Origin of the sequence: Dyadobacter sp. SG02, from assembly GCF_900109045.1 — a bacterium.
Taxonomy (GTDB): domain Bacteria; phylum Bacteroidota; class Bacteroidia; order Cytophagales; family Spirosomataceae; genus Dyadobacter.
This window is the reverse complement of record NZ_FNYL01000011.1, coordinates 33,439-45,134: the sequence shown is the minus strand read 5'-3', so window position 1 is coordinate 45,134 and position 11,696 is coordinate 33,439. Positions and strand designations below refer to the sequence as shown.

General features: G+C 50.0%; 14 protein-coding genes. 12 read left to right on the top strand and 2 right to left on the bottom strand.

Annotated elements, in window-relative coordinates; genetic code table 11:
- Positions 1 to 74 precede the first annotated feature (74 nt).
- On the top strand, positions 75 to 1,730 hold the full coding sequence (locus BMW93_RS23795) for a UxaA family hydrolase (protein ID WP_090382688.1): 1,656 nt from the start codon (positions 75 to 77) through the stop codon (positions 1,728 to 1,730).
- On the opposite strand, the gene BMW93_RS35255 is transcribed toward BMW93_RS23795, so the two are convergent.
- Positions 1,699 to 2,148 (bottom strand): hypothetical protein, encoded by a 450-nt coding sequence (locus tag BMW93_RS35255; protein ID WP_143061714.1) that lies wholly within the window; start codon positions 2,146 to 2,148, stop codon positions 1,699 to 1,701. The two genes, BMW93_RS23795 and BMW93_RS35255, sit on opposite strands and share 32 nt — an antisense overlap.
- 39 nt (positions 2,149 to 2,187) lie before the next feature.
- On the opposite strand from BMW93_RS35255, the gene BMW93_RS23785 reads away from it, so the two are divergent.
- Genes BMW93_RS23785 through BMW93_RS23760 form a run of 6 tightly spaced genes read left to right on the top strand, consistent with a single transcriptional unit; the run spans position 2,188 to position 6,661 of the window.
- Complete coding sequence (locus BMW93_RS23785) at positions 2,188 to 2,961, top strand: SDR family NAD(P)-dependent oxidoreductase (RefSeq protein WP_090382250.1); 774 nt, start codon at positions 2,188 to 2,190, stop codon at positions 2,959 to 2,961.
- Between the two features lie 58 nt (positions 2,962 to 3,019).
- The gene (locus BMW93_RS23780; RefSeq protein ID WP_090382247.1) at positions 3,020 to 3,883 is read left to right on the top strand and encodes a fumarylacetoacetate hydrolase family protein; all 864 of its coding nucleotides are present in this window, start codon (positions 3,020 to 3,022) and stop codon (positions 3,881 to 3,883) included.
- 3 nt (positions 3,884 to 3,886) lie between these two features.
- On the top strand, positions 3,887 to 4,717 hold the full coding sequence (locus tag BMW93_RS23775) for an amidohydrolase (RefSeq protein ID WP_090382245.1): 831 nt from the start codon (positions 3,887 to 3,889) through the stop codon (positions 4,715 to 4,717).
- Between the two features lie 8 nt (positions 4,718 to 4,725).
- Positions 4,726 to 5,055: an L-rhamnose mutarotase gene (locus BMW93_RS23770; RefSeq protein ID WP_090382241.1), complete on the top strand. Its 330-nt coding sequence runs from the start codon at positions 4,726 to 4,728 to the stop codon at positions 5,053 to 5,055.
- A gap of 37 nt (positions 5,056 to 5,092) precedes the next feature.
- Complete coding sequence (locus tag BMW93_RS23765) at positions 5,093 to 5,875, top strand: endonuclease/exonuclease/phosphatase family protein (RefSeq protein WP_229240739.1); 783 nt, start codon at positions 5,093 to 5,095, stop codon at positions 5,873 to 5,875.
- Between the two features lie 3 nt (positions 5,876 to 5,878).
- Positions 5,879 to 6,661, top strand: coding sequence for a (Fe-S)-binding protein (locus BMW93_RS23760; protein WP_090382239.1), 783 nt, complete (start codon positions 5,879 to 5,881; stop codon positions 6,659 to 6,661).
- Between the two features lie 79 nt (positions 6,662 to 6,740).
- Here the strand turns inward: BMW93_RS23760 and BMW93_RS23755 are convergent, their stop codons facing one another.
- Positions 6,741 to 7,136 carry a hypothetical protein gene (locus tag BMW93_RS23755; RefSeq protein WP_090382233.1) on the bottom strand — a complete coding sequence of 132 codons (396 nt, stop codon included), beginning with the start codon at positions 7,134 to 7,136 and terminating at the stop codon, positions 6,741 to 6,743.
- Between the two features lie 240 nt (positions 7,137 to 7,376).
- Between BMW93_RS23755 and BMW93_RS23750 the strand changes: the two genes are divergently transcribed.
- Genes BMW93_RS23750 through BMW93_RS23730 form a run of 5 tightly spaced genes read left to right on the top strand, consistent with a single transcriptional unit; the run spans position 7,377 to position 11,695 of the window.
- Positions 7,377 to 8,753 carry a lactate utilization protein B gene (locus BMW93_RS23750; RefSeq protein ID WP_090382231.1) on the top strand — a complete coding sequence of 459 codons (1,377 nt, stop codon included), beginning with the start codon at positions 7,377 to 7,379 and terminating at the stop codon, positions 8,751 to 8,753.
- Positions 8,754 to 8,756: 3 nt separating this feature from the next.
- Complete coding sequence (locus BMW93_RS23745) at positions 8,757 to 9,344, top strand: LUD domain-containing protein (RefSeq protein WP_090382228.1); 588 nt, start codon at positions 8,757 to 8,759, stop codon at positions 9,342 to 9,344.
- Between the two features lie 6 nt (positions 9,345 to 9,350).
- The gene (locus BMW93_RS23740) at positions 9,351 to 9,866 is read left to right on the top strand and encodes a GNAT family N-acetyltransferase (RefSeq protein WP_090382226.1); all 516 of its coding nucleotides are present in this window, start codon (positions 9,351 to 9,353) and stop codon (positions 9,864 to 9,866) included.
- Positions 9,867 to 9,912: 46 nt separating this feature from the next.
- Positions 9,913 to 10,623, top strand: a complete 711-nt coding sequence (cmk, locus tag BMW93_RS23735) for a (d)CMP kinase (RefSeq protein ID WP_090382224.1) — start codon at positions 9,913 to 9,915, stop codon at positions 10,621 to 10,623.
- A gap of 1 nt (position 10,624) precedes the next feature.
- The gene (locus tag BMW93_RS23730; RefSeq protein ID WP_090382684.1) at positions 10,625 to 11,695 is read left to right on the top strand and encodes an FAD-binding oxidoreductase; all 1,071 of its coding nucleotides are present in this window, start codon (positions 10,625 to 10,627) and stop codon (positions 11,693 to 11,695) included.
- Position 11,696: the final 1 nt, after the last annotated feature.

The window sequence follows — 11,696 nt, the reverse complement described above, 5'->3', positions numbered from 1 at the left end:
TTGTTGATATATTCTATTTGGCATCGTTGAAAACCAGAAGAATATACCAGATTACCATTCACCTGAACATTAATATGGCGTCCCAATTCCTGAAAGTTCACCCTTCCGACAATGTCATCGTGGCCTTGCGCGACCAGCCCGCAGGCGCGGACGTGACCTACGAGGGGAGTATTTACAATCTTCAATACGGCGTTTCGGCCAAGCACAAATTCGTCACCGAGGACATTGACACCGGCGGTGCGATCATCATGTACGGCGTGCTCGTGGGACGGGCCACGCAGCCGATCAAAAAAGGAGAGCCGATCACGACATTCAATCTGAAACACGACGCGCACGATTACAGTACTGCCAATCGTAAGCCCTATTCATACACGCAGCCGGATGTAAGCCACTGGCAAAACAGGACATTCAAAGGGTACCATCGCGAAGACGGCCGTGTGGGGACGTATAACTACTGGCTCGTAGTACCCCTCGTTTTTTGCGAGAACCGCAACGTGCTTATCATGAAGGACGCATTCGAGCGCGAGCTCGGGTACGCGCAAACCGATATGTACCGCGACCAGGTGCGCGAGTTCCTGCATTTGTACCAACAGGGCGATATGCGCACGATCAAAAATCTGGAAACTTTCGTAGACGCTCCGGTATCCGCTAAAAGGAAACCGGAACGCCCGTTCAAGAATGTGGATGGTGTGAAATTCCTTACACACGAGGGCGGATGCGGCGGTACGCGCCTGGATGCGAATACATTATGTTCGCTCTTCGCGGCTTACGCGGTGCATCCCAATGTGGCGGGTATCACGGTACTGAGCCTCGGTTGCCAGAATTCGGAGCTGAAAACGCTGGAAGATGAAATCCGCAAACGCGATCCGCATTTCAACAAGCCATTCTTTGCATTCGAGCATCAGAAGGGCACGGAATATTCATTGATGTCAGGCGCGATCAAGGAAACTTTCATGGGTTTGACCAAAATCAATGAGTTCGAACGCTCCGATGCACCATTGTCTAAACTTTCAGTGGGCCTTAAATGTGGTGGCTCGGATGGTTTCTCAGGCATTTCGGCGAACCCGGTACTTGGACATCTTTCCGACCTTGTTGTAGGATTGGGTGGACAAACCCTTCTCGCTGAATTCCCTGAACTGAACGGGGTGGAGCAGGAGCTACTCAACCGCTGCGTAACGGAAGAGAAGGCCGCGAAATTTGAAAAACTCATGCGCGACTACGCAGGCAAGGCCGAAGCCGTAGGTTCGGCATTCGCATTCAACCCGTCGCCGGGTAATATCAAGGACGGACTGATCACCGACGCCATCAAATCCGCAGGAGCAGCCAAGAAAGGCGGTAATGCATACGTTTCCGACGTTTTGAATTACACCGAACGTGCGACGGAATCAGGTTTGCACCTCGTGTGCACGCCAGGCAACGACGTGGAAGCGACCACGGGCCAAACGGCGGCAGGAGCGAACATTATCCTGTTCACCACCGGCCTCGGCACCCCGACAGGCAACCCGATCTGCCCGGTAGCGAAAGTGGCCACCAACTCGGCGCTTGCCCAACGCATGCCCGACGTAATCGATTTCGATTGCGGCCCCGTTGTGGACGGCACGCAGACGATCGAACAAAATGCCGAAGCATTGCTCGATTATGTGATCAAAGTAGCCAGCGGCGAGCTGACCAAAGCGCAGCAGCTCGGCCAGGATGATTTTATTCCCTGGAAAGGGGGCGTTTTGCTGTAGTTGTTGGGGGTGTCTCGCCTGTGCCCGTCGGTTGAAACCGACGGAAATAGATTTGATTGAAATTATTAAAATTTGCGAAGCATAGGGCAACCGGAGGTAATTGCAGAGCAATCCAAAATCCATTGCCGGGGGCAACCCCGCCTGTGCCCGTCGGTTGAAACCGACGGAAATAGATTTGATTGAAATTATTAAAATTTGCAAAGCACAGGGCAACCGGAGGCAATTGCAGAGCAATCCAAAATCCATTGCCGGGGGCAACCCCGCCTGTGCCCGTCGGTTGAAACCGACGGAAATAGATTTGATTGAAATTATTAAAATTTGCGAAGCACAGGGCAACCGGAGGCAATTGCAGAGCAACCCAAAATCCATTGCCGGGGGTTTCAACCCCCGGATCCGGAGCAACAAGCACAACTATCATTAACCCAAGGCTTCAGCCTTGGGCCCAGACCAACCAACTATGTTCAATCTAACAGGAAAAACAGCACTGGTAACCGGCGGAGCGAGCGGGATCGGATTGGCGATCTCCAAAACTTTCGCGAAGCAGGGAGCTTATGTGCACATTTTGGAACTCAATATTGATCTGGCCAATCAGGTGGTGAGCGAAATCACCGCGGAAGGCGGACAAGCTGAGGCACACGCACTGGACATCTCCAAACAGGCCGATGTCGTCAACATTATCAACGCCATCGCGACGCAGCACCCAATCAATATCCTGGTCAACAATGCCGGGATCGCGCACATTGGCAAGGCGGATACAACCGCGGAGATCGATTTCGACAGGGTGATCAATATCAATGTGAAAGGCGTCTACAACTGCCTTGCAGCGACTATTCCGCATTTGAAATCGAATGGCGGAGGGGTGATTTTGAACATGGCATCCATCGCCGCAACAGTAGGAATACCCGACCGCTTTGCTTATTCTACTGCAAAAGGTGCGGTTTATTCCATGACATTGTCGGTAGCCCGCGATTATCTGGCGGATGGTATCCGTTGCAACAGCATCTCGCCGGCACGCGTGCATACGCCTTTTGTGGATGGATTTATTTCAAAAAATTACCCTGGCAAAGAACAGGAAATGTTTGAAAAACTATCGAAAACGCAGCCTATCGGCCGCATGGCAAAGCCGGAGGAAATCGGTGCATTGGCATTGTATCTCTGCTCCGACGAGGCAGGCTTTATCACCGGCTGCGATTATCTGATCGATGGCGGTTTTGAAAAATTGAACAATTAATACAACCCTATAATCTAACCCTGCCGACGGCCACATACCCGAAGCGAGACCATACATTATGAAACTTTTTCGATTTGGTGCATTTGAAAATGAAAAGCCGGGCGTAGAATTGGCCGACGGTACGAAGCTGGATGTCTCGGCATTTGGCGAAGATTACAACGAGAAATTCTTTGCCACCGACGGTATCGCCCGTCTGCAAAGCTGGCTGGAAACCCATGCGGCTTCCGCTCCCAAAGTGGATGACGGTTTCCGCTACGGCTCTTGCGTTGCGCGTCCTTCGAAGATCGTCTGCATTGGTATGAACTATGCCAAACATGCGTATGAATCGGGTGCAACGGAGCTGCCGAAAGAGCCGATCATTTTCTTCAAGTCGACATCCGCGTTGTGCGGGCCTTTTGATCAGGTGATTATCCCTAGAAATTCGGAGAAAACCGACTGGGAGGTGGAACTGGCAGTGGTGATTGGTAAGAAAACAAGTTATGTAGACGAAGCGAATGCACTCGACTACGTGGCTGGTTATGCAGTCCACAACGACTATTCGGAACGGGCGTTCCAAATGGAGCGCGGCGGACAATGGGTGAAAGGTAAAAGTAACGACACCTTCGCGCCGCTGGGCCCATACCTGGTCACTTCCGACGAAGTAGGCAATGCCAATGACCTCGATCTATGGCTTGAACTGAATGGCAAGAAAATCCAGGATAGCAATACCTCCGATATGATTTTCCAGATTCCTTTCCTGGTAAGCTACCTGAGCCAGTTCATGACGCTGCTTCCGGGGGATGTGATCACCACCGGTACACCGGCCGGCGTGGGATTGGGTATGAAGCCGCCGGTTTATTTGAAACCAGGCGACGTCGTGGAATTGGGTATCGAAAAACTAGGTTCGCAAAAACAGGAAGCAATTGCCTGGAAGGCCGTTTAATATATGGTAATCGACGCCCACCAGCATTTCTGGATATTTGACGAAGAGCGTGATTCGTGGATCACACCCGATATGCAGGTTATCCGGCGGAATTTTCTGCCGGAGGACCTGTGGCCGGTACTGAAAGCGAACAAGGTAGACGGCTGTGTGGCCGTGCAGGCTTCGCAGACCGATTCGGAAACGGAATTTCTCCTGCATCTGGCCGAGGCGAACGACTTCGTGAAAGGCGTCGTAGGCTGGGTGGATCTCCGGGCCGAGAATTTGTACGATCAGCTTGAAAGGTATTCTCAATTTGAAAAACTGAAAGGTTTCCGCCACGTAGCGCAGGGGCAGCCGGAGGGCTTCCTGTTGCAGCCTGAATTTATCAGAGGGGTAGGCACGCTGGTCGCATTCGATTTTACGTACGACATTCTCATTTACCAAAACCAGTTGAAAGAAGCATTCAACTTCGCGGTAAAGCTGCCAAATGTACAATTCGTGCTGGACCATATTGCCAAGCCGCTGATCAAAGCGCAGGAACTGCAGCCCTGGGCAGACGATATTCGCCGACTCGCCGAATTGCCGAACGTGCATTGCAAAGTCTCGGGCATGGTTACCGAAGCGACCTGGCAGCATTGGGAGAAGGCCGACTTTAAACCTTATCTCGACGTGGTTTTCGAAGCATTCGGTACGGAACGCATTATGTACGGCTCCGACTGGCCCGTATGCCTCGTCGCAGGCGAGTACGAAGGCGCGAAAGGAATCCTGACGGATTACCTCAGCATGTTTTCCGACGACGAGGTACGTGATGTAATGGGAGACAATGCGAGAAGATTTTACAATCTCGATTTTTAAATAGTACTATGAAAAGATATTGTCTTGCGGTGGACCTGGTAGACGATCCACAAATGATCGCGGAATACGAGGGTTACCATAAAAAGATCCAGCCGGAAATTCACAAGAGCATTACCGAGGCAGGAATTACCGTAATGGATATTTATCGCACGGGAAACCGCCTTTTCATGATCATGGAAACGGAAGACGATTTTAGTTTTGAAACAAAAAGCCAAATGGACGCCGACAATCCGAAAGTGCAGGAATGGGAGCAGCTCATGTGGAAATATCAGCAAGCATTACCCACTGCAAAACCCGGTGAAAAATGGGTTTTAATGGAACAGATATTTGCCCTCTGAGAATAAAGGTCGTAGTATGAACTAGCATTCGAACAGGTTGAGTAGATTACTTTACGCATTATCCATCCTCGTTTTATCATTCGCATTGCTTTCGTCTCAGCCCCGCCAGGCCGTCGAAGTGAAGTTGATGAGTTTCAACATCCGGCATGGGCTGAAAAACGACGAAGAGTCGAACCTGCGGGATATTCTGAGGATAATCAAGGAAAATGACCCGGATCTTGTGGCATTACAGGCGGTCGACAGCCTGATGGACAAGGGAAAGGTTCAGTTCCAGTTGAGGCAGATCGCCGCGCAAACGGGCATGCATTATGCGTACGCGGTGGCGGACACGGCCGAGAACGGGACACAGGGCGTGGGGATACTTTCGAATTGGCCGTTTGAAAAAACGCAGACGATCAATCTCCCGCGGACGCCAGGTTCCGACCCGAAAGTGCTGCTTTGCGGATTGATCCGGCTGTCGAGGTCGGTTACCTTCCGGTTTTGCAACTCCCGGCTTGAATATGCGTCCGTCATGGACCGTGCATTGCAGGCCGCTTACATAAATCAAATGCTCGTCAATAGCGTCCAGCCTGTGCTTTTGGGCATGGATATGGGTGCCAGACCGAACGAACAGCCTTATTTCTCGTTTCGTAAGAAGTGGCAGGACGCTGCCCACGGGTCACAGATGCAGACCTGGAACGAGGGTTTACCGGGCGACCGGCTCGATTACATTTTTGCCTTGCTCAATAACAAGGTCCGCATCAAAAACTACAAGGTTATCAGGAATTATCCGGACGTTTCTGATCACTATCCCATTCAGGCCACCATTGAATTTTGGTAGAAAATGAATTACTCAAATTGGAAAGTCGGATTATTTATTCCCTGCTATGTCGATCAGTTCTATCCCCAGGTAGGGATCGCTACGCTCGAATTGCTTGAAAAGCTGGGCTGTACAGTTACATTTCCACTGAATCAGACCTGCTGCGGCCAGCCGATGGCCAACTCCGGATTCGAACACCTGTCACGCTCGTGCGACAATCTGTTTTATGATATTTTCAAAGATTGCGACTACGTGGTATCGCCGTCGGGTAGCTGTGTGCTGCATATCAAGGATCATTTGAAGGCCGATAACAAGGCCGACGAGTCGAAAGTACTCCGCAAGAAAGTATACGAATTGGTTGAGTTCCTGACTGATATTCTGAAAATAGACACCATTGAGGCCGAATTCCCGCACCGGGTAGGACTGCATCAGGGTTGCCACGGGCAACGAGGGTTGCATTTGTCGCAAATGTCGGAATTGAATGCTTCGCCATACTCGAAACCGGTATCACTTTTAAAGCAGGTGAAAGGTATCGAACTGATCGACCTGGACCGTACCGACGAATGCTGCGGTTTCGGCGGTACATTCTGCGTGAGCGAAGAAGCGGTATCCGTGAAAATGGGCAAGGACCGCGTAGCTGACCACATCCGGCATAATGCGGAATACATTACCGGCTCCGATATGAGTTGCCTGATGCATTTGGGCGGCATTCTCAAACGCGGTAACTCCAATGTGCAGGTGAAGCACATTGCGGAAATTCTGAATGCCGCGACCCCGAAACGCCGAAATGCGGAAACGCAGCACTAAAACAAAAACCGGAGCCCATACATTGAGCCCCGGTTTATACAAAGTTTACGGATGTTTGGAATCTGAGAAGCGCCCGTTGTTAGTTAATTGAAGAAACAACGCGGCTGGTTGTAGTCAAAATATCAAACGATTGTGCAGTCTTCTCTTTACCATCCGTGATTTCGAACGTGTAAGTACCGTCCATCAAAGTTGACAAATCGAAGTATTTCAGGTAGTTGTTCTCAACTTTACGGTTTTCTGAGAAAAGCACATTCTTCTCATTGTCCAGAATACGAACGACTACATTTTTTGAAATAGGATTATTATAAGAAACGCGGAATTGCAATGGTTTAACCTGCAGAACAGTCAGCTTGGTAGAAGCGTTTTCAGTTTTGTCCGCAGTAGCGAAGTTGTCCTGGGCATTTGCAGCAAATGCCGATCCTGATAGAAGCAGACCTGTCAAGGCTGCGATAATAAGAGTGTTTTTGGTTTTCATAGGAGTTAATATTTAAATGTCTAAAAAAAGTTAAACTGAACTTAATTCAGACTCCGATGCCCCGATCGAAAAACTTTGTTGATTCAAAAGTATAAGATATTGCAGTACAATAAAATAGCATTTTTTCGATTTGTAAAAAGTTGTTTATTAAACAAACTGCAAACTTGAAATAATGCAACGAATGTGAAAAGTACAAATCTTATTCTTCTTTAAATACCATTATCTAATTGTTAAGGCACTATGTCCAAAACAGTAATGGAGCACGCGGACGCTTCCGAAGTGTTCAACAGAGACGAACCTTACGTAAACTGGCACGACGAAACCCTGTGGTTTGTCCGCCAGAAACGCGATAAATCATCCAAACAATTGCCCGAATGGGAGGAGCTTCGCGAAGCTGCTTCGGGTATCAAGCATTATGTACTGTCGCACCTCGACGAGCTGCTGGTTTCTTTTGAACAAAAAGCAAAGGAAAACGGTGTGCAGGTCCATTGGGCGGCCAATGCGGCGGAGCATAATGAAATCGTACTCGGTCTTTTGAAAAAGCATAAGATCGACAAGATGGTGAAAAGCAAGTCGATGCTGACTGAGGAATGCCATATGAACGAGTTCCTCAGTAAAAACGGCATCGAAGTGATCGATACCGACCTTGGCGAACGCATTGTGCAACTCCGCAACGAGCCGCCAAGCCATATCGTACTTCCCGCCATACACTTGAAAAAGAAGGATATCGGCGATCTGTTCCATGAGCATTTGGGGACCGACGCCGGCGCTACCGATCCGCAATACCTCACCGAGGCTGCCCGCCAGCATTTGCGCGACAAGTTTCTAACCCGCCGTGCCGCATTGACGGGCGTCAACTTCGCCGTCGCGGAAACCGGTAGTTTTGTAGTGTCTACCAACGAAGGAAATGCGGATATGGGCGCGCATTTGGCCGATATTCACATTGCCTGCATGGGTTTTGAGAAGATTATTCCCAAACAGGAGCATTTAGGCGTTTTCCTGCGCCTGCTTGCAAGGAGCGCTACCGGTCAGCCGATTACCACATATAGCAGCCATTTCAAAAAGCCTCGGGAGGGGCAGGAAATGCATATTGTAATAGTGGATAACGGACGGAGCACGCAGTTAGGAAGGAAAGATTTCAGGAATTCACTGAAATGCATCCGCTGCGGGGCTTGTATGAACACTTGCCCGGTTTACAGGAGAAGCGGTGGCCATAGCTACCATAATGCGGTCGCCGGACCGATCGGTTCTATTCTCGCGCCGAACCTGGATATGACCAAGAATGCGGATCTCCCGTTTGCGAGTACATTATGCGGTAGCTGCTCCAATGTATGCCCGGTGAAAATCGATATTCATGATCAGTTGTATAAATGGCGGCAGGTGTTGGCCAAAGAAGGCCATGTTCCGAAAAGTAAGGAAATAGGCATCCGGGCAATGTCGACTGTGCTCGCCGCGCCGCGGTTTTACCAATGGTCGGGCAGGCTGGGGAGGACTGTGATGCGTGCGATGCCATTTATGGTCAATAACGGATTGAATCCCTGGTACAAACAACGCGATATGCCTGAGCCGCCGAAGGAAAGTTTCCGGGACTGGTACGTTCGTAACCGAAAAAATTAGACGATGAGCTCACGAGACAGCATATTAGCGAAAATCAGGCAGAACAAGCCGGAAGAAGCGGCATTGCCGGCGGTAACCACTTTTGCCAGCGATTTTGAAAATACCGAAGACAAATTCCGGGAAATGCTCGGCCTGATTTACACCGAAGTAATCGTGGTGAAAGACCTGGAAGAGCTTGCGCAAAAAGCGGAGGAACTTTATGGAAAGGTGGTCAATCGCGCTACTACCATTCCCGCATTGAGTACCTGGGCGGATTTCAGCCTCAATGTTTCCGACCCGCACGAGCTGGAAACCGTAGAGATAGCCATTGTGCAGGCCGAGTTTGGTGTGGCGGAAAATGGGGCCGTTTGGGTTTCCGACCAGTATTTGCCGCACCGGGTATTGCCATTTATTACCCAAAACCTCGCGTTCGTGATCCCGCGTAACGCGCTCGTGAACAATATGCATGACGCATACGTGCGCTTGCAGGACACATTAGGCTGGGGCTGCTTTATTGCAGGTCCGTCAAAAACTGCTGATATTGAGCAATCGCTGGTCATCGGCGCGCACGGGGCGCGCAGCATGGTGATCTTCCTGCTCGAAGGCGAGTAGTATTGTATGGACCAACAGGTAACTCTCAGACCGTTCACAAGAAATATTGCCGAAAGGCTGGCGCAATTGGCCAACAACAAAAATGTAGTCGCACAGGTGAGGGACAATTTTCCCTCGCCTTACACGCTCTCCGACGCCCATTACTGGATCGATTTCTGCAACGGCCGGCATAGCGGAGAGAGCTTTCACCGCGCAATCTATTATCATGATGAATTTGTAGGTGGAATAGGCGTGCTGCGCCAGGAAGACATTCACCGCAATAATGCCGAGATCGGCTACTGGCTCGGCGAACCTTATTGGGGGCTCAATATTACCACCGCCGCCGTAATGCAAATGACCGAATGGATTTTTGCGAATACGACGATCACACGGCTCTTTGCAGGGGTATTTGAAACCAACCCGGCGTCGATGCGGGTATTGGAAAAAGCCGGTTACAAACTCGAAGCCGTTCACCGAAAGGCCATTACCAAAAACGACCAGGTTCTGGACGAACATTTGTTTGTGAAGCTAGCCGGGGAATGAGCTTTAAAAATGTATTTTTACGCTCTGTAAAATTACACTTTCCGATATGCCCAAGATTATCGTTGCGATCGACGGTTATTCGAGTTGTGGTAAGTCCACGACTGCGAAACTGGTCGCCAAGCAATTGAATTACCCTTACATCGACACCGGCGCGATGTACAGGGCTGTTACACTGTATTTTATCCAGAATCATATAAGTCTTACCAACCCGAAGGAAGTAGAAAATGCATTGTCTAAGGTGCACATTTCCTTCCGCCGCCACCCTGAACTCGGGCGCAACGATACGTATCTGAATGGCTTGAATGTGGAAGATGAAATCCGGAAAATGTATGTTTCCGAGAGGGTTAGCGAAGTAAGCGCCATCGCCGAAGTACGGCACGCATTGGTGGCGCAGCAGCAGCGAATGGGTAAAACAAAAGGCATCGTCATGGACGGCCGCGACATCGGTACCGTCGTATTTCCGCAGGCCGAATTGAAGATTTTCATGACCGCCGATCCGCTGATCCGTGCGCACCGCCGCCAGCTGGAACTGATGGGAAAAGGAGATATCGTCGATTTGGGGGAAATTCTGGAAAACCTCAAAACACGTGATTACATCGACACTACCCGCGTTGAAAGCCCGCTCAGGCAGGCCGAGGATGCCATTTATATTGACAATTCGTTTATGACCCTTGATGAGCAGGTGGAAGTGGTAGTGCGTCTGGCCGACGAGCAAATCGGGTTGTCACTCAGACGTCGCGCTTCCGATAATGCCTGATATGCAGCAGTTTGACTACGAATATCTCATAGTAGGGCAGGGCATAGGCGGCACTTCCGTTGCCTGGCATTTGCATGATTCGGGCAAAAGCTTCCAAATCGTAGGCGACTCCTCGAAGCCTTCTTCTTCACGGGTTGCCGCGGGTATTTTTAATCCATTAACCGGTAAAAAGCTGGTCAAGACCTGGCTGGCCGATGATCTTTTTCCTTACGCCAAATCCTTTTACGGAAACCTGGAAGAGAAGTTAGGATGTAAACTAATGCACCTCACCCCGATTTACCGGCCTTTCCGGTCCATTGAGGAGCAAAACACGTATCTGGCGCAAACTGCTGATCCGGGCATTAGCCCTTATATCGCCGCGACATCCGATCCCGGAAGTGAATTGCCCTATATAAATGCAAAGTTCGGTGGTTTGGAGGTAATACAGTCCGGCTGGATTGACCTGCCAGCTTTGGTGGACGCCAGCAGGGCGTATTTTAAGGAACAGGATTTATATGTCGAAACCACCTTTGACGCAACCGATCTGCTGCGAACCGAAGAGGGAATCGAATGGCAGGGCAAACGGTTTAAAACGATCATTTTTTGTCAGGGATTTTTTGCATTGGAAAACAGCTGGTTCAACTGGCTGCCGTTTACACCCGTAAAAGGACAAATCCTGGAAATTGCTACGGACGTTCCCGTTAAACCGTACATTATCAATCAGGGAATATTCGCGTTGCCGGTGGCTGAAAATAGGATGAAAGTGGGAGCTACCTATTCCTGGGACCCGCTCGACTGGGCGGTTACGGACGATGCAATCGACGAATTGGAAACCAAATTGCGGGCTTTACTCAGTACCGGTTATACGTTAATGGGCGCTCAGGCGGGCATACGCCCCTCCGTGCGTGACCGGCGGCCGTTGATGGGTATTCATCCGGAGTTTTCTAATGTGTCTATTTTCAACGGGTTAGGTACAAAGGGCGTCACGCTCGCACCTTTCCTGGCAAAAGAGTTTTGTAACCACCTGATTTACGGCAAAGAATTGAACCCGCTAGTGAATATAAAAAGGTATTTTTCGTTATATTTCCGTTGAC